Origin of the sequence: Asticcacaulis sp., assembly GCF_027484505.1 — a bacterium.
Taxonomy (GTDB): Bacteria; Pseudomonadota; Alphaproteobacteria; order Caulobacterales; family Caulobacteraceae; genus Asticcacaulis.
Window position 1 is genome coordinate 36,324 of record NZ_JAIXSV010000118.1, and the last position, 18,022, is coordinate 54,345.

The 18,022-nt window shown below is 53.2% G+C and carries 13 protein-coding genes; 1 reads left to right on the top strand and 12 read right to left on the bottom strand.

Going from position 1 to position 18,022, the window contains the following annotated elements; all coding sequences use genetic code 11:
• Entirely contained in the window at positions 1-1,332 is a 1,332-nt protein-coding gene (locus Q0072_RS07255; protein WP_298327797.1) for a glycosyltransferase family 2 protein, read from the top strand.
• A 14-nt stretch (positions 1,333-1,346) separates the two neighbouring features.
• Here the strand turns inward: Q0072_RS07255 and Q0072_RS07260 are convergent, their stop codons facing one another.
• The 12 genes from Q0072_RS07260 to Q0072_RS07315 all read right to left on the bottom strand — a co-directional run bounded on the left by Q0072_RS07260 (position 1,347) and on the right by Q0072_RS07315 (position 18,019).
• Positions 1,347-2,609, bottom strand: coding sequence for an FAD-dependent oxidoreductase (locus Q0072_RS07260; RefSeq protein ID WP_298327800.1), 1,263 nt, complete (start codon positions 2,607-2,609; stop codon positions 1,347-1,349).
• Positions 2,610-2,632: 23 nt separating this feature from the next.
• The gene (locus Q0072_RS07265; RefSeq protein ID WP_298327804.1) at positions 2,633-4,693 is read right to left on the bottom strand and encodes a hypothetical protein; all 2,061 of its coding nucleotides are present in this window, start codon (positions 4,691-4,693) and stop codon (positions 2,633-2,635) included.
• Positions 4,694-4,905: 212 nt separating this feature from the next.
• Complete coding sequence (locus tag Q0072_RS07270) at positions 4,906-5,838, bottom strand: GDP-L-fucose synthase (RefSeq protein ID WP_298327805.1); 933 nt, start codon at positions 5,836-5,838, stop codon at positions 4,906-4,908.
• A gap of 2 nt (positions 5,839-5,840) precedes the next feature.
• Positions 5,841-6,971: a GDP-mannose 4,6-dehydratase gene (gmd, locus tag Q0072_RS07275; RefSeq protein ID WP_298327807.1), complete on the bottom strand. Its 1,131-nt coding sequence runs from the start codon at positions 6,969-6,971 to the stop codon at positions 5,841-5,843.
• A 153-nt stretch (positions 6,972-7,124) separates the two neighbouring features.
• The gene (locus Q0072_RS07280; RefSeq protein WP_298327809.1) at positions 7,125-8,225 is read right to left on the bottom strand and encodes a mannose-1-phosphate guanylyltransferase/mannose-6-phosphate isomerase; all 1,101 of its coding nucleotides are present in this window, start codon (positions 8,223-8,225) and stop codon (positions 7,125-7,127) included.
• A 140-nt stretch (positions 8,226-8,365) separates the two neighbouring features.
• On the bottom strand, positions 8,366-9,301 hold the full coding sequence (locus tag Q0072_RS07285; RefSeq protein ID WP_298327812.1) for a WcbI family polysaccharide biosynthesis putative acetyltransferase: 936 nt from the start codon (positions 9,299-9,301) through the stop codon (positions 8,366-8,368).
• On the bottom strand, positions 9,301-10,377 hold the full coding sequence (locus Q0072_RS07290; protein WP_298327814.1) for a GSCFA domain-containing protein: 1,077 nt from the start codon (positions 10,375-10,377) through the stop codon (positions 9,301-9,303). The genes Q0072_RS07285 and Q0072_RS07290 overlap by 1 nt, the downstream gene beginning before the upstream one ends.
• Positions 10,378-10,530: 153 nt before the next feature.
• On the bottom strand, positions 10,531-11,706 hold the full coding sequence (locus Q0072_RS07295; RefSeq protein WP_298327817.1) for a glycosyltransferase 61 family protein: 1,176 nt from the start codon (positions 11,704-11,706) through the stop codon (positions 10,531-10,533).
• Between the two features lie 34 nt (positions 11,707-11,740).
• Entirely contained in the window at positions 11,741-12,676 is a 936-nt protein-coding gene (locus Q0072_RS07300) for an NAD-dependent epimerase/dehydratase family protein (RefSeq protein ID WP_298327819.1), read from the bottom strand.
• The gene (locus Q0072_RS07305; RefSeq protein ID WP_298327821.1) at positions 12,676-15,261 is read right to left on the bottom strand and encodes a rhamnan synthesis F family protein; all 2,586 of its coding nucleotides are present in this window, start codon (positions 15,259-15,261) and stop codon (positions 12,676-12,678) included. Before Q0072_RS07305 ends, Q0072_RS07300 begins: the two co-directional genes overlap by 1 nt.
• Positions 15,261-17,153: a hypothetical protein gene (locus Q0072_RS07310; protein WP_298327823.1), complete on the bottom strand. Its 1,893-nt coding sequence runs from the start codon at positions 17,151-17,153 to the stop codon at positions 15,261-15,263. Before Q0072_RS07310 ends, Q0072_RS07305 begins: the two co-directional genes overlap by 1 nt.
• Before the next feature lie 104 nt (positions 17,154-17,257).
• Positions 17,258-18,019: an ABC transporter ATP-binding protein gene (locus tag Q0072_RS07315; protein ID WP_298327825.1), complete on the bottom strand. Its 762-nt coding sequence runs from the start codon at positions 18,017-18,019 to the stop codon at positions 17,258-17,260.
• Positions 18,020-18,022: the final 3 nt, after the last annotated feature.

Below are 18,022 nucleotides of genomic sequence, written 5' to 3' on the forward strand. Positions count from 1 at the left end.
ATGTCCAGCGCCTTTACAGCGGATTTCGCTCCCGACCTGTCCAGTGATCTTGGCGGCATCACGGATGATCTGCGTGTTCCTCAGCCCGGCAGCGCCCGGTTTGCGTTGGAAGGCCTTTATCGCTTTCAGGCGAATACGGGTCTGGAAATCGAACTCACCGAAACCGAAACACTACGGCGCACAATCCTGTACCTGAACCCGGCTAGCGAAACCTTCTTGTTCCTGCCGCAGGGGCAGTACGGGCTCCACTACCGCTACACTGGGAGCGCACCGGACAAGGCCGTAGTGCTGAGTGCCCGGCGTCTGGGCGCTGCTGAGAAACTCGGCCTCTATGCCGCTAAGGCGTCCCGGCTCCTGCTCACACCCGATCGGTGGGCCTCAGCCCTCAAAAGCCTGCTGAAACGCCGATCTGGCACAGCGGTCGGCATGAGTCTGACCGCCCCCAGCCAAAGCGCGGCCGCCTCAGACTACCCCATGCGTCCGCTCGAACATCCGGCCGAGGTAACCACCACACCGGCGGTCTCCATCATTATCCCGACAAAGGTCCGCTACGATCTTCTGAATGCCTGTCTGGAGTCGCTGAGCCTTGTCGAGGGCGTCCACTATGAAGTCATCATCGTGGACAATGGCGCAACCAGCCCGGCGATGCTCGACCTGCTGCAACAGGCCGCTGCCCGTCCTGATATGCGCGTTGTCCGACACGACATACCCTTCAACTTCTCGCGTCTGTGCAATCTGGGGGCGGCCGAAGCCCGGCACCCGCTATTGCTGTTTCTCAATGACGATATCGAAGCCCGAGATGGCACGTGGCTGAAGGCCATGGCCGCCTATGCCTTACGCAAAGACGTTGGCGTGGTGGGCGCAAGGCTCCTCTACGCCTCTGGTGACCTGCAACACGCGGGCGTAGCAACCAATCTTGTGCCAGGCCCCGGCCATCCGTGGCGGGGCGCCCCCGAAAGCGTCTGGCAAAACCATCCTTTGCTGGCCACAGCCGGTGAAGTCGATGCGGTCACCGGTGCCTGCCTGCTGATCCGGTCTGACCTGTTCCGGTTTTTAGGGGGCTTCGACGAAGCACGATTCCCGATCACGCTGAACGATGTCGATCTGTGCCTGAAGGCCCGTCAAGCCGGCTTGAAGGTCATCTATGCCCCGGAAGCCACCTTGCTGCACAAGGAAGGGCAGTCACGGAGCGAAGATGACCAGCCGGAACAACAGACCCGCCGTAACGCCGAACTGAGGGCCTTTGTCGAAACCTGGCCCACAGCCGCGCGACAGTCGGTCTTTTACCGTTGGGATTTGCGTCGAGACACCGATACAGGTAAGGCCGTTTGAAGATCTGGGCACCCTTATTTTGTTATCCGAGCGTCAACTTCACCGACAATATTCATCGCCGACAGTATGGCTGCGTCCATATTATAGTACTCCCACTCCGCAAAACGCCCGCAAAGCCATATATTCGACGTCTTCAAGGAGCCTCTTACCAGGTCGACTGCCTCGCGTGCACCCTTGTTTTGGATCACATAAGAATTCGGCTCAAAATTGGTAGAAATCGGGCTTAGATTAAAGGGAAGCTGGCTTATCGAGGCATCGACGACCTCTTTGGAAACCTCCCCAACGAATTCGACTGTGCAAGTCACGCGGTTAGGCGGCAAGTCAGCCGAATTGTTGTTAGGGGAGAAATTGCCAGTCATAATAATACGATGACATTTCAGGTCTTTGTGGGGGATATAGACCCATGAATAAGGGTTTGCGTCACATGAGCACAGAACGGTCGTAGTCCCATTTGACGGCAAATTTTCCACCTGAGCGAACAAGTCACCACCGGAGGTGACGATTTGAGAAATTTTGCGGATATCACCGGTGTAAATGGCTGCGTCGTATGCCTGACCGTTTATGACGACCCTTTCGGACGTTTCGATCTTATCTATCTGTTCGCTGGTATGTACGGCAATACCGTGAAGCAACCGATCGATAATGAATTGCGATCCGCCCTTCTTGGGATAGTAGAACTTCGAATGTACCATACCAGATTCCTTATCGCGCAAAATATTTGCTGCGATAATTTCCTTGACGCTGGGCATAGGGAGCTTGCCGTCCAGCCAGGACAGAGGCATCTCGCGTAGGTCCATTTTCCAGATCTTGGTGTTGTAAGGAATGAAATATTCCGTACACAAAGTTTCGCCAAACCGCTGCACCAAGAAATCGTAGAAGCTAGTATAGTCAGTCAAACGATTGGACGAATTCGTCGCCTTAAGGAGGTCCTCAATAACCTTAGACGCAACGGTTTTATCAAGTTCATACAGATACTGCTCAATTGGATATCCGACGAAACGGTCGCCGAAAAATATCGACGCATTACGTTCGGCGAACAGGAACTCTGTTTCTTTGTCGAAGTTAGACCAGAACCAGTCGGAAACCGCTGCATCCTTGGAATTAAATACATGGCCGCCCACACGGTGAAACAAATTTCCAGCTTCTTCCGTGCATTTTATCAGCCCTCCCGGAACCTTTGCCTTCTCGTAGACCACCACCTCATGACCGCGTTGCTGCAAGAGTTTGGCACAGGAGGCGCCCGATACGCCGCCACCGATGATCGCAACTTTTCCCACAATAATTCCCTTTTAAAAGCGGCTTAAATGGCTGTTTTGGCGTCTAGAGTTCTGAACAGGCGCTGAATGACCTCGGGCGCGATTTCATAATCGCAGTACCCCGCCGTACCCAAGTCCTTGATCTCCGAAAATTCGGGTGTAATTGGCTTTGGCGCGTTTTCACGAATGTGGCCCCAAAACGACATCTGATGGAGATGATGGGTTTCCGAATGTGCCACACCGGGCTTGCCCGCCAGCCACGTAACGAACACCAGACCTGAGCCGATGGTCGCAATATAGGAGTCAATTTCAAACGCCCACATCAAAGTGTCGTACATTGATACTTTGGTACCATCGAACAACTGTACGCTCGCCGGCAGCCTCTCTTTTATAGCGTTGGCCGCATCGGCACAGTCGGGTGTACCATCAAGATAAAGCGCAACCCTACCATGAGCTTTAGCCAAATCTTCCGCCACGGCCACGATACCATCGATTTGGTTGACCCAGACTTTGTTGTGCGCTCTCAACGCCGCCCAGATGAGATAATCTGCTTTCCGGGCCTGCTTCAAAGCGACTTTCTGCTCAGAGGATGCTTTCTTGTTGGCTAGGACCTTTATTTCATTTGCCATTTCATCGGAGATCGACGCACCGATAGGGCGTATGCAGAAAAGATGCTGATCCAGAACTGCTTCACATAAGTCGACTTCGGTTTTTAGGCTCTGACGATCCGGCAAAAGCGTGTCGGGTAGTATGGTGTAGGGGTCGATGTAATCGGCATTATATGTCAAGCCGACCGTAATACCGTCCAAATATCCCTTGCTGGCATAATCGTGCAATCCAGAAATTTCATTCCAAAAGAAATGTCCTACATTTTGCATAGTTCCACTAACTATCGCCCGGTGCGTCGGTGCCTTCAGATATTCCATAACTTTGACAAGTCTGGGCATCATCAGACGGTGGAATTGATCAACGATGGTTTGCATGTCACCCCACTCGAACAGGTGAGAGTGCAACCGCAAGACTATGTTGCCCTTGGGATAATAAAGGAAATTCTTGCTGCCGGAAAAGCCCGATATGATCAGATAGAATGTCTCCACGCTTTCGAAGCGGTAAAACAGCAGTACCTGTTTGACAGCGTCCGTCGGTGAAACCAAGCAGTGGCTAGAGGTTAGTATGGCACCGGTAAACGGGCAGATAGTTTGCGCGCTCCCGGTCAGGGCCGCCAGCTTGCTGAACCCGCCCTGAACTTTTTTGAGCTCCGGGAACCATTCCATTCCATGAGTCATGTCATACTCATTATGGGGTAGGTCTTTGAGCTGCAGCGCTACATCTTTAAACCCCGCGCTCTCGGCATAGAGCGCCGATAGCGCCGGCCGATCAGTGCTCAAAATTCTAACCGCTTCAATGTCGAATCCCGCATCTGAAAGGGCGATTGAATTTGGTACAAAGAACTCACCCCAAGCGTCCAACACCGTCACACGCGGCTGCGCAGCCAGCCACGGATCTAGAGCACTTTGAAAATCCAAGCCAGTCGTCAAGGCGCGCGCTACGCGAGCATCGACGCCGTCATGCAGGGCCTTAGCCACGACATCCAACCGGCGGTAGTCTTCGCCTAAGGAGCCGAAAACTGCTTCAGCCTCCTCAAGGCTCACAGAAGCGCTCCGGTCGAGAAAGGCATCCACCTTCTCGATCTCTTTTCGAATCAGCGCTTTACGCTCCGCCCTCTTTGCCGCGCTTATGTCGGGCGAATAAACCATAATCACATTCAAAAGGTCGAATGCGGCGCCGGCGGACTTGATGCGAATCTCAAGCCCTTCAAGGTCCGGCAACTTCGTCGAGAGACTACAACCCGGCTTCAAATCCGCACTGGCTAGGACCGCTCCGCGCTCGCACAGTTCTAGGACGCCATACGTCTCGGCTTCACGATGAGGGACAATTTGAGGGCTCACTACATACAGCCCCTCCTGCATTACCCAGTAAGGCCCATAGATTACGAAATCCGTGTACCCTTCAGCAACATGAAGAACGCCATCATCCGACAACGAACCTCGCAATTCATCAGGTATGCGGAAGTCACCAACAGGTATTATCTTATCCAAGGCCATTTCATCTCTAAAACTAACTCATGTTTGGAGGCAGAATTACGCCGGCTCATGAGTTGCGATACCTCTATTTACAAACACTCGATTAACTTAGTTACGTGATCGGTGGATTGGGTTGGCGTTTGAATTGGTTCAAACCATACACCTGAGACTATACCAAGGTACGTCGCTTCATTGGCTGCAAATCAGATCAGAGGGGCAGTTTATCTACCAGATCAGTGATTTTCGAGATACCACGAATAGGCATTTAGAATACCCTCTTTGAGACCTATTTTTGGCTGCCATCCCAATCCTCGCAATACGTCCGCACTCATTAATTTGCGTGGAGTTCCATCCGGTTTGGATAGATCATTAACGACTTGACCTTCGTAACCCACGACCTCGCAAACGATTTGCGTGAGTTCAAGAATGCTTACGTCTTCGCCTGAACCAACATTCACATGCTCGGGGGCGCTATAATTTTTAAATAGGAACACCAAGGCGTCGGCGCAGTCGTCACTGTGAAGGAACTCCCGACGAGGCGTCCCGGTCCCCCATACGACTACTTCTTTGTCACCATTCATCTTGGCCTCGTGAACCTTGCGAATAATCGCCGGCATCACGTGACTGGTTTTCAAATCGAAATTGTCACCAGGGCCATACAAATTGGTCGGCATCGCCGAAATATAGTCATGGCCGTATTGCTTGCGATAAGACTGAGCAAGCTTGATCCCTGCTATCTTCGCAATCGCATACCATTCATTCGTCGGCTCCAGCGCGCCGGTGAGAAGCGAGTCCTCACGAATAGGCTGCTCCGCGTATTTCGGATAGATGCAAGAAGAACCCAGAAAAAGAAATTTCTCGACATCAGCCTCATGCGCGGCATGAACAATATTCGACTCTATCATCAGGTTGTCGTAGAGGAATTCCGCTGGATAGAGATCGTTTGCCAAGATACCACCGACCTTAGCGGCGGCCATGATGACCCCGTCTGGGCGCTCGGACTTAAAAAAAGCCTCCACCTCGGACTGTCGCTTCAAATCGGCTCGCGCACGATCGGCGGTTATTACCTCGCACCCCTCTGAAGCAAGTCGACGGACAACAGCCGACCCTACCATGCCCCGGTGTCCAGCAACATAGATACGCTTGCCTTGCAAATTGTAAGTCATATTTAGCCTTCCAAACTGACCGGCAATTCCAAGCCGTGAGCTTTAAGGATGGCAAAACGACGGGCAGCCTTATAGTCCTCGGCAACCATCTCAGCGCACATTTCCTGCACGGTGATCTCCGGTGTCCAGCCCAGACGTTCCTTTGCCTTGGTGGGGTCACCTAGAAGGGTCTCCACTTCGGCGGGACGGAAATAGCGCGGGTCGATCCTCACGATAACATCGCCGACTTTCAGGGCCGGGGCAAGTTCGCCCTCGATCGCCGCCACTGTAGCAACCTCATCGATGCCCTCGCCAGAGAATTCAAGCGTAATCCCCAACTCCTTCGCTGACCAACTGATGAATTCACGGACTGAATATTGCACACCGGTAGCGATAACGAAATCTTCCGGCGCTTCCTGCTGCAACATCATCCACTGCATGCGAACGTAATCCTTGGCATGCCCCCAGTCTCGCAAGGAATCGATATTGCCCATGTAGAGGCACTTTTCGAGGCCGAGAGAAATATTGGCTAGACCACGCGTGACCTTGCGCGTAACGAAGGTTTCCCCGCGGCGTGGTGACTCGTGATTGAAGAGGATGCCGTTGCAAGCGTAAATCCCATAAGCCTCCCGGTAATTCACTGCAATCCAGTAAGCATATAGCTTGGCGACCGCGTACGGCGAACGGGGATAAAACGGAGTCGTTTCACGTTGCGGAATCTCTTGAACCAGACCGTAAAGCTCAGACGTCGAGGCCTGATAGAAACGGGTTTTCTTTTCTAGGCCGAGGAAGCGGATGGCCTCGAGCAGACGCAGAGCCCCCATAGCATCAACATCGGCGGTGTATTCCGGAGCCTCAAAGCTCACGGCCACATGGGATTGGGCGCCGAGGTTGTAGATTTCATCCGGCTCAATGTCGCGAATGAGACGAGTTAGGTTTGATGTATCCGTCAGGTCACCGTAGTGAAGTTTGAAATTCGAGTTGGAAATGTGCTGATCTTCATAAATATGGTCTACACGCGCCGTATTGAACAACGATGCGCGACGTTTAATTCCATGAACCACATATCCTTTTTCAATAAGGAACTCTGCCAGATACGAACCATCTTGGCCAGTCACGCCCGTTATGAGGGCCGTTTTTTGCTTTTGTGTCATCTCTAAAATCTCGAAAAGTTATAATTCTGGAACCTACGCCTACGGCGCGACACCATGATGGTTGATTTCATACGACCAAATCGCGGCATTTGCCAACGCTTGTTAAAATAATTTTGCCGCACCGCACATCAGGAACCGTTTTTTAATTAACAGCTAATTCATTTCGACCAAACCAGCAAGCTCAGCTGGAAGGGCGCGCTGTTCAATTTGCAGCTTTTTGGCGGCTTCTGCCGCTAGCTTGACGTCTTGGGCACGGGCAATGGGCGCCACGACAATTCCCGAAGGGGTCGAAACCACCATGATGTCGTCTAGCCCGATGACCGCCACAGGCGGGCCGTCGGCCCGTACTAGGCAGTTGCGGGCGTCGATCAGGATGGCACTGCCCTGTGCGTGGTTGCCACTACCGTCCTTGGCCCCCAAGCGCCAAAGCTCGCTGAATCCCCCTACATCGGCCCAGCCGATGTCGCATGGTACCGTTGCGGCTCTTTTCGTGCGCTCCATGACCGCGTAATCGATCGAAATCGACGGGCATAGCATAAAGCTTTCAGGATCAAGCAGGCGGGTCTTGCCATTATTTACCCCACGTTCGAGCGCGTCACGCGACGCTTTCAGCACCGCGGGCTCATAGGCCGCAATTTCCTCAAGCATGATTTTTGGCGAAAAAAGAAATATGCCAGCATTCCAAGCATACCCGCCGTCGTTGACATATGCCTGTGCGGTCTCGAAATTCGGCTTTTCAAGAAAGCGGCGAATACCATACACACCGTCCGTCAGCTGCTCGTCGCGCTCTATGTAGCCAAAGCCCGTTTCCGGAGCGGTGGGCTGAATACCGAACGTAATAATCCTGTCGTCGGCGACTAAGCTGGCGCGCCGCATTGCAGCGCGAAAGGATTCGGGCTTTGAAATGACATGGTCAGCGGGCACCAAAAGAACTAAAGCCTCAGGATCTACCTCCATACCTATCAAGGCCGCCACCGCCGCTACCGCCGCCGTATTTCGCGCAAACGGCTCAAGCACGACCGCTTGGGGCGACAGATTGATGGCCTCAAGCTGAACGGTCGCCAGCGCGTGATGGCTTTCACCGCAGATAATCACCGGGCTTAGAAATTCCGGCCCCGAAAGACGCAGAGCTGTCTCCTGAATCATCGTATTATGCGTCGCCAGCGCGTGAAACTGCTTGGGCCGCTCCGGCGTAGACAAAGGCCAAAGTCTAGTACCTGATCCGCCCGACATGATGACCGGCAATATTTTCATAACTGGGTATCCCCAAAATATTCAAACGCCATTATAAGCCCCTCTCCCCCACATAACAAGGCGCTTATACTTCCCCATAAGCACGAGAAATACACCGCGACACCGTTCGTAGATGTCCATAGGCCGCCACTAAATACAAGTCATGACGCCGATATCGAACCGCCACTCACCAGCAAGGGTTCGATTTTCGCCACCGTTTCTAAAAAGGGCGAAACAAGCAAGCGCTCACGTGGGACGTTATCATAAAAATTAAATAGATCAATGAGATATTGCTTCATGGTGAGCGAGCGGCTCTCACCAGCTGGGGTAAGCCAAGCTGGGCGCTTAAAATCGAATGATCCGCGCGCGCCGATCCGCGCGGCTAGGGCCGGATAGACTGGCCAAGTAAAGCTTTCCCCGAGATGGTCCTTCTCGATTTCGGGCAGGGGGGCGCTCCTGGGAATAAGGCCGAGCCGACTGTAGAGCTGAGCAGCTAGGGCAGCGAGTACGCGAACGGCAGGATGATTGGTCATATACATGAAGGGCTCCCCCTGGCCGAGCCAACCATCAATCATTCCGTCGATTTCGAACCCCATCTCTCGCAACTGCGATTCAACAGCGTTTCTTGCCGCTGGGAAGACGTCGAAATACCCTAACTCGGTAAAAATCAGACCGTTGTAGAGGCTCAAGGTGCGCTGAGGCGACAACCCCAAAAGAAAGCCAGCGACTGCAATCTTCGAGTGAAAATCGGAATGGACAGCGTTGATAAGTCCCGTACTGTCGAAAGCGTAGCTGAGATCGGGGTGGAATCCCGAGAATACGAAGGTGGGCATGAAATGGGCGTTGGGATGCCATCCCGTTAAACGATCGATCTCCAATTCGGGCATGCCATGGCCTGAACCGATTTGTGTGAGGACAAGATCGAAATCCTTAATTTTTGCGACAATTGCCTCAGGTGAGTCCGGGGGATTGACGCCGGCGTGCCACGCCGAAACGACGGCGTGTGGAATTAGGTGACGCGTTGCCTCCGCCAGTCCTTCCGCCTGACACCCTCCGACAATCGCCACTTTCAGCTTTTTCTTGAACAGCTTGAACATTAGGCCCTCCGGTCAATGTGTTCTTCGTCGCAGATGACCTGACTCACGCTTTCGATGAGTGCTCTCTGGTAACGAATATCTTCTTCCCGGATCACATAGCTTCCCGCTGCGACGTGCGATTTGACGAGTGTCTCGTCGAGATAGTGGCGGGCGAAGTTGCGCATGACATGATCGACCCCTTCGGCGGTAACCTCACGCAAGTCTTCCATGAAAAATCTACCTCGCGCATGCGGCCCGGTGATCATCTCGTAGGACGGGAAATAATCGACAAAATCGAAAGCATGCTGCGCCATGTCAGCCACGACCCGTAAGGCAGCCTTGGAATAGGCGTTTGCTACCAGGACATGCTGGCGTGCATACGTGGCGATCAGCGCGACCGGCGACACTGTCAAAACGACTCGCACAGTTGGGTTCACCTTGCGCAGCAATGTCAAAAACAGGGACAGGTCGGCAGACATCTCCGGAACAGAAAAATTATGAAATACAAAACTCTCACCGGCCGGGGCTTCGGCCACAACACCGGGCGCGAGAGGTACGACCGCCTCATCCGACTGACTCCTCCACCCTTCCGTCAAGCCAAGCGTAAAGATGAAAACGTTGCAGGTTTCAAAAATAGTCTGTACCGCTGCCAGATGCGCCTCCCTGTCTGCCAGCACATCCTCCTCGTTCGCAAAACCTTCGGACTGGATCACTGGGCGAAACGGATCCACAAAGCGTCCGTCGTCCCTGCGCCAGGCGCGTCCGGCGGGATCGAAAAGTCCGAACGCCCTCTGAAACAGTTGCAGAAGCTGACGCACGGTATATATGTTGCCATAGCGCGCCGAGAAAGTGCTGTAATTTTCGTCAGTTGCGCCGACAGAGCTGGGGCCGGTTTCCGCGCGCAAGTAGGTGAACCCTGTGGATTGCAGGGTCCGGGCGATATGCTGGGCGAAGCAGCTTCCCGCAGTAGCTATGCGATCTTCGCGGCCAAACCGAAATCGTGAAGGGATAATCGGATCTAAGGTCTCCGGGGTTCGCCCGGACACGGATCGACGCCAGAAGTGATGATCGGGAAGGTCTCGGTAAGGACTGATCATAACGGCTCCGGTTTAAACACGGCTTCAGACAACATTCGGAAAATATGCCCGGTGGTCCGCAGAAACGACCGAGACAAAGTAGTCCTTCGGTTTGCCGAAAACAACGGCCGACCCGCAGAGGCATGTCCGCCGACAAACCGACAGTATGGCGAACTAAGCTTCAAGCGCATCCACAAACTCATGGAAGGTACTGACTTCAATATGTTTGGGCGTATGGTTTTCGGGGAATATGTAAGCCACATGCCCCTGCTTGATGTGGGCTATCCCATAGTGCCAAAGGTTGTTGCGATGGCGGAGTGACAATACGCCCAGCCGAATACCCGGTTGAGCGAATACTATATTATGCAACGCACTCCCGTCTTCACCTATGACGATTCGTGCCTCCCTCATCATCAACAACTGCTGTTCGACCGTGTAATCTTGTGGGGAAACGATCCGATATCCGCGGCTTTGCGCGGCGCGCTCCAGAGCATCGATATTATCGAAGCTCTCCCGATTTCCCTTTGACCAGCCCCGACGACTGAAGAAAATTTTCTCCGCCATCGCGCTGATCGGCATACTGTACACCGCCGGAGGGCGCACCTGGGCCCATGCGTCTTCAAGCGCCCGCCCACCCAGACGGAATCCAGATTTGGAACTAGTGGGCACCTTGGCGTGTTCGACTCTGAAAAAGCGTGAAGGATGTGGCCTTATGGCATCTATGTCTAAACCAAAAGACTTTAGGAAATAGGCGGCCCAACGCGGGACGCTGTCGCAATACACTGGCAATGAATCGAGCCCGGCCTCACGCAGGACATTGAGCCTCGGCAACATGTCAAGCAACCAATGCCCATAAATATCTTGACCCGGCGCAGAAAGGACCACCGCCTCACCTCTTATAGTATTCCGGTCAAGAGTTTCGTCCAGTTGGCGACGAAAGCATGGGTCGGCGAACCTTCGGACCATTTTAGGCAATTTATGGCGTTCGGCGTACCAAAGGGCGAAATCACATCCCCAGCACAAAGGCTCGCCAATAACGGCCTCGTTCGTGTCGAAATCGATAGGAAGTGCGCAGTTTTCAACGAAGGCATACTGATTGAAATCAATTATGCCAGATGCAATGAAGCCAGGCGTTGCTAACGCATCCTTGTATTCCTGATGAATATGATCGTCCGGACCGAAGCGTATGAGGGTCTTTTCGTCGAACTCCAGAAATGGGCTGTCAATTACGCGATCGAAAGCGATCTTGCCGTCCTGCGTTACAAAGCCGGCAAATGCGTCTTGTCCGTCCGTCGGAATGCTACGAATGGCGATATGTTCAAGATACTCGTATTTTATTTCGGCAGTCATGCAAGACCGTAGCTCGCGGTTGGGCGCAAAAGAGTTATTTGGAAATGGTGGCTATCAGATTTCGGATACCATCCGCCAGTTCCACGGTCGCCTGCCAACCCAGAATTGACCGCGCCTTATCGACATTCAGTACATTCGAGCGGACGTCGATGCGGCGCCCGGGCATACGAGTCACGGACAGTTTACGCCCGAGCTCGCCTTCGATTTTAGTGAGGAGACGATTGAGACTGGTACCCCGACCGCTGCCTATATTGAAAACCGCCGGCGCGCCCTCGGTAAGAGTATTGCATTGCGCCAAAGCTATCATCCCCCTTGCCGCGTCATCGATATCGATATAATCGCGAACGACTTCTCCATCGCCCCATATCTCGATCTGCTCGCCGCTCACAGCAAGACGTACGAAACGTGACAAAGCTCCCTGCATTCGGCCCTTGTCTTGACCGGCACCATAAGGGTTCGACAGGCGCGCTACGCGGGCATCAACTCTACCGGTAAAGCGATAGAGATTACAGTAGGTTTCCGCGCAAACCTTGCCAGCGCCGTATGCATTTATAGGCTGAAGCGGATGCGTCTCGTCTATTAGGTCCATGGCTGCATGCCCGTAAACCGTTCCGCCCGAAGAACAAAAGACAAGACGGCCGCCCGTCTTTTCCATCAGATTGAGTAGACGAAGCGTGAATATCACATTGGTTTCCATGTCAGCAAGTACATCGGCTTCAGCCGACGAGGGCAGACTGGACCATGCCAGATGGTAAACCACGTCGCATCCGTCAATGACACGGCGCAGGTCATCATCCGAACTGTTGAACAGGTCGAGCCCCACCCCCTCGAAAGGAGGCGATTTGGCTTCGGCCATCCTAGGAAACGACCTGCCGACAACCCGGACGTGCCCGCCCTGTTCGCCCAAAGCGCGCACCAAACCATTGCCGACAAATCCTGTCCCGCCAAGGACTACGCTGCGCAAAGTCATTACCGCGTGTACTTAGGGAAGTAGGTGGAGGCGAGCTTGTAGCCAGACTCTTCGACGATGACAGGCAGAAGGCGTTCTAACGCGTGTAACATAGTGCCATCGATCGGCAGTGGCTCCTGCGGATAATCTTCCTCTGTGAATTGGGCTTCGACCAGTTTCTGAAGCGCATCTCGACGGGCCCAGAACATGGTCCCGACCGGGAATTCCAAGTGCTCAGGAATCTGCTTAATGCCCAGTCTTGGTGCCATGTCAGCCGCAATTTCCTTATTGAGCTCCCAGCCGACCAGAAAATCGTTTTGCGGAAACACCATGCCGATCGACGGATCTTTTTCCATCTCTTCAATGATGATGTCGGCGGCCGGAGCGTCTGGCCCCATGAGATGCTGCCACAGGAACACACGCCATCGGTTACCCAGATCGGAGTCGTAATCCATCGTATGGACGCTGCGCTTGCCGTGTACGTGACCAATGATATCGTACCCGTCCAGAGCGCCTTCAAGTAACTTCACGAATGGACGCACATCACGTCCGAGGTTGTTGAGAACGCTGATCTGTACGCGTCCCTTAGTATAGGCCTCGGTCATTTTTTCCAGACGGTGCGCTGCTTCGGAAGCGGTGGTGGTTAGGAAAAGGTCGACCGGCTGTTTGTTAGCGTCCATCGCCTCAAGAAATTCGGGGAAGTTGTCGAGGTAATGGAAGTGACCATGCATTGCGACCGGTTTGCGGGTAACAACGAGCTCACGTTCGCTACGGTCACCAGGCAGATGAATGACTTTATGTATCCAAGGCCCAATCGGGCGACCGGAGCGGGCGAAGTGGACCAAGGGATCGACCGTCCCGTCACGCGGGAAATCCGGAGCAAGCTCCCCGTAGCGCAAAGCGTGAAAGCCCTCCAGTGCCCGCCGCGGGTGATCGCCCCACACGGCCGGGCCACAAAAGTTGACGTTGCTAGTGTCGAGCAGGTAACGACGCGCCGCTTGGGCGAGAGTCAGCGAGGCAGTCGCCTTAGCCCCAAGATAAAGTTCAGCGTTGAACGATTTTTCAGTCACCAGCGTTTCGACCTGATCGTCAATGCCCTTCAGACGTGCCGCCGCATGACGGCCGAACGTGTCGAGCTTCTTAACGTAGGTCATCATGTTAAAATTCGCGCGAGCGATGCGCGATACAGTGCGGGAAATCTTTTGCTTTCGTGAAGCATCTTGCGCTAGAGACGCCAACTCTTCAGCGATGGCGCCCGTATCCATATAAGCGGCCACAAGTCCGCGGGTGTCTTCATGAGCGGACAGAATTTCTGCAAATCCCGTCGCTTCCTCGAAACACAGAACTGGCACGCCGCGCAACATGGCGTCAATGCCAACATTGGGAAGCGGATCAAGCCGTGAGCTTACAAAAAGCGCGTCCGCAGCCGCGTAGACTGGCTCAAGATCATCGACGGGTGAATACATATGTATCCGGTCTTTTATTCCGCAACGTTCGATCTGTTCGTCTAGGAAGGTATAATACTGATTTGGTTTGGGAAGAACCCGCTCGCCGATCCAGATAAAACGGAAATCGATATCCGGGTAGCGAGCATTCAGTGCGGTCGCCGTGGCGATGAACAGATCAACGCCCTTGCGCAAATCGACCGCACCGAGACCGACCACCGTAAAAGGAGCATCCTTGGCCGCCAGCAGTTTTTCCAAGGCCTTGTCTGAAGCACCCGACATGGAGTTGCCGGCTTCAATCACTTCGCCGTCCAGAAGCCGCGGAACCTCGGAGGGGCCTTGTGGTTGCAGTATGTAGTGACGCTGTTCAATTATGCCGTAGGCATCTGAATTCGACCTGTGAACCAGCTTCGACGGAAAAACGATCAGGTCGCTGCTCTTGAAAAACGCTGTCAAAGCGTAAGGCGCGCTATGGCTCGCAAATTCATGGACCAACGAAATAAGTGGTATCTCAGTCTGGCGCAGCGCCACCCCGAACATTCGCGTTTCGACACTGTTGGCAATGACATAAATCGGATCATAGGCGGCCTTGATTCGCTCGGCCAGACGCTTACATTCGTGCGGATTGTCCGTCACCTCCGGGCCTGGACACTCGATCACAGCGGAGGCGAACGTGTCTAAACTCTTTGTTAAAGGCCCCCCTTTACGCAGGAGAACCACGACGTTACGCGTTAGTTTCAACTCGCGCATGATATTCCAACCAAGGATCGGCGCGCCGGAATAGGTAGCTTCATGCAGGATCAGCACGACCGTCGGTTTGCCGGGGTCTATCTTCGAAAGGTTCAACCTTATGCGATCACAGGCGAACGTGATCGCCCGTCCCTCATGCCGCCCGAACAACTCGTAATGAACCAGCGCACTCATGCCCGACGCACGCACGTCGGGGTTTAGACTATGATAGACTGAAGGATCGAACACCGCCGACGCCGGTATACCCAGCCTCTCACCGACTGTCAGATAATGCAGAGCTGGGTTTTCGGCCGCCTTGGGATCGGCGGCCTGCTTGAGGTAAAAATCTTTATCGAAGTAAACACTGTCAGTGATCAAGTGGACCGTGGACGTGTCTATGGCAGCATCATTTTTTTGAGCCGAATTACTCATTATTTCCTAGTCCTGAATACGGTCAAAATAGCTCTAGGCAGAGCTGTCAGTTTCCAGCTGTTCGACGCCAAGATAGCTTCGCGTTCCCGAAGTAGCGGTGCGGCGTCTAATTTTTCCTGGCGAAGAGTCAATACTTCCTGCTCAAGCAAATTCAGTTTTTCCGTTGCATCAACATAGACATCACGGGACACCATATTCTGCTCATTGAACGATTGAATGCGCATTATCTCCAAACTCAATTCCGCTACCCGCGCCGCCATAATCCCGCGCTCATGGTCAATCGAACTTGCGCGAGCCACTTCATGTTCCAGTGCCTCGCGTAGAGACGCAACAGTCTTTTCCCGGTCAGCCTCGACGTTTCGCACGTGCTGCTCGACCTCTCTGAGCCGCTGGACCGTGCCATTGTATGCTTCCTCTGCTCTTATTGCCCGCGCCTCGACGGCTTCAGTGGAGTGCGACAAGCCGGCCTGCAGACTATCGGCATATTGTTGAAGGCGGATGACTTCGGAAGAAAGTTCATCGATGCGCTCCTGAGCGGCATCACGCTCGCGCTCGGCAATCGCCATACGTTCTTCGATTTCCCTCGCTTCGGGCGGGGCATCGGATCCGCCCATCTGGGGCACGGGTTGTGAAACAACAATTTTATTGTTGGCGAGAACACTCTCGAGAAGCGTGCGGTTTTCCTCCTGCAGCTTTAGATTCACTTCCTGCAGCCGATAAAGCTCCCGTTCAAGCTCAATTTTACGCTCCGAGTAAAAACTAAGCTCTCGGGAAAGGTCCCGAATCTCTTCTAATAACTCCGAGGCCTTACCATCACTATCCTGCGATACAATGAGATCGGTCTTGAGGACAGAGACCGTAGGCTTTTTGAGGAATTCTGCGCCTACCACGAGCTTATCGTCCGGTAAAAGGGCCCCACGAGTACGGTCGGCGCCGGAAATCTCGCTAATTGGATCCGATTTCGCTTGTTCGTCTTCGCCGAGGGCTTCCGGTATTGACCTTTCTTCGACAAACTCTGCTGAGACAGCAGCCTCCCTGACATCGGTAGGCTTGATCGGTTCCACGAAGTCCACGGACTCGACGAGATCGAGTTGCGGAGGTGACACGTAGTCGCGGCTATCGTTTAAGTAGCGCTCAATAGCTTTTATAACGTCTGCGTCAACCTTCTGGTTGTTTTTTGTCGCCCGTAGTAACGCTTGGTGCACCATATCAGCGAAAGGGTGAAATGGAGCGGTCAGAGTGTCACAAGGTTTTGATATAGCAAATTCTATCCGGCGCCGTAAGATCAATGACTCCACTTGCTGGTAGGACTCTTCGGATAAATCTGGCAGACGGGTCTTGGTTATCCGCTCTACGTCGTCAAGACGCTCAATCCAAGATTCCAGCAACGTTGCATAGTCAAGGAAAATGCCGCCTCCCTTTTCGGCAAGCGTATTCGCAATGACGATAGCTTTAAGCCAAGTCCTGAATTTCTCCCCAGCATCACCGAAACTGTTCGTGGTAAGGTTCTCTGGGGCAGACACCTCAAAAATGGATACCACTTGCCCGCCCGATGCTTGAAAGGCCCTGAGCCAGAAACCCGAAAGGGCACCAATGTCGGATAGATTTACGGCGATTTTCTCGCAGTCCGTGAACGCCGCGTCCAACGCCTCTACGGCGCGCTGCGTGAAAACTGTGTCGAAGTTAGAAAGATCCGCCGTTTCAGGACTGATATCATCCAGTTCCCCAACCGAAGGAACAATGTCTGAGACATCCTTCGACAACGCCGCAATCTCTTTATGATTCCAGTAATCCGCGGAGTTCGTTATACCAAGGGCACAAAACAACCTATGGAGCGTGGAAACGTAACGTGGCTCGCCCCCTGCGATAACATAAAAAATTTTGAATGACATTACAATCCCACCATCATGCGGCAATGCCGAAATAGAAAGTGCAAAATAAAATTATTGAAGTCGTTAAAAAGATGCACAATTAGTGAAGGGTAAAAAGCCCGTTGTCACTCCTGTTTTTTCGTTTTCGGCGTCATTGTGGAGAAGTCCCAACCGTCGACCGGTCCAAAATAGGATTGGCTTCCGCTGTCAAGGATCAGCAGCTTGTTACAAACGTTTTGCACCAAATCAGCATTATGGGTCCCTACCACCATAACACGCGACTTCTCCAGTATCTGATTCATACGTTGGATTGCGCGATCCTGGAAGGACGCATCGCCAGCACCGATCCATTCGTCCAGCAAAAGCACATCGGGTTCTAATGATGTTGCCACGGCAAATACAAGCCTTGCCTGCATGCCAGCGCTATATGCCTTTACTGGCAAGTCCACATAACTACCCAGTTCGGAAAATTCGACCATTTCTGGCATTCTCGAAAGTATTTCCTTCGTGCTGTGTCCTCGCATACGACCCATGTTCATAATGTTGTCGCGCCCGGTCAGCGAACTGTCCAGCCCAAGCCCAATATCGATCATTGACGAAATCCGCCCCTTGACATCTACAAGGCCTCGATCAGGTTCGTAAACGCCAGCTAGAACCTTCAAGAGAGTCGTCTTACCGGCACCATTGTGTCCCATGACACCCAATCGATCACCTTCCTCCAAGGAGAACGTGATCGAATCAAGTGCTTTTACGTGGATCACATCTTGACCGTCACGCAGCAGCTTCCCTCCTATAGCCATATTGGCAAGCGTGTTTCGCAACGAAGCGGCACGGATCGAGTATATCGGGTAAGCAAGCGAAACGGAATTCAGAGAAACAATAGACATTAT

What these genes read in the sequence shown, in the direction of transcription:
- Q0072_RS07290 (WP_298327814.1), bottom strand. Translation starts at nt 10,377, where the DNA reads ATGATCAGTCCTTACCGAGACCTTCCCGATCATCACTTCTGGCGTCGA.
- Q0072_RS07315 (WP_298327825.1), bottom strand. Translation starts at nt 18,019, where the DNA reads ATGTCTATTGTTTCTCTGAATTCCGTTTCGCTTGCTTACCCGATATAC.
- Q0072_RS07285 (WP_298327812.1), bottom strand. Translation starts at nt 9,301, where the DNA reads ATGTTCAAGCTGTTCAAGAAAAAGCTGAAAGTGGCGATTGTCGGAGGG.
- Q0072_RS07300 (WP_298327819.1), bottom strand. Translation starts at nt 12,676, where the DNA reads ATGACTTTGCGCAGCGTAGTCCTTGGCGGGACAGGATTTGTCGGCAAT.
- Q0072_RS07295 (WP_298327817.1), bottom strand. Translation starts at nt 11,706, where the DNA reads ATGACTGCCGAAATAAAATACGAGTATCTTGAACATATCGCCATTCGT.
- Q0072_RS07270 (WP_298327805.1), bottom strand. Translation starts at nt 5,838, where the DNA reads ATGACTTACAATTTGCAAGGCAAGCGTATCTATGTTGCTGGACACCGG.
- Q0072_RS07280 (WP_298327809.1), bottom strand. Translation starts at nt 8,225, where the DNA reads ATGAAAATATTGCCGGTCATCATGTCGGGCGGATCAGGTACTAGACTT.
- gmd (WP_298327807.1), bottom strand. Translation starts at nt 6,971, where the DNA reads ATGACACAAAAGCAAAAAACGGCCCTCATAACGGGCGTGACTGGCCAA.
- Q0072_RS07305 (WP_298327821.1), bottom strand. Translation starts at nt 15,261, where the DNA reads ATGAGTAATTCGGCTCAAAAAAATGATGCTGCCATAGACACGTCCACG.
- Q0072_RS07265 (WP_298327804.1), bottom strand. Translation starts at nt 4,693, where the DNA reads ATGGCCTTGGATAAGATAATACCTGTTGGTGACTTCCGCATACCTGAT.
- Q0072_RS07310 (WP_298327823.1), bottom strand. Translation starts at nt 17,153, where the DNA reads ATGTCATTCAAAATTTTTTATGTTATCGCAGGGGGCGAGCCACGTTAC.
- Q0072_RS07255 (WP_298327797.1), top strand. Translation starts at nt 1, where the DNA reads ATGTCCAGCGCCTTTACAGCGGATTTCGCTCCCGACCTGTCCAGTGAT.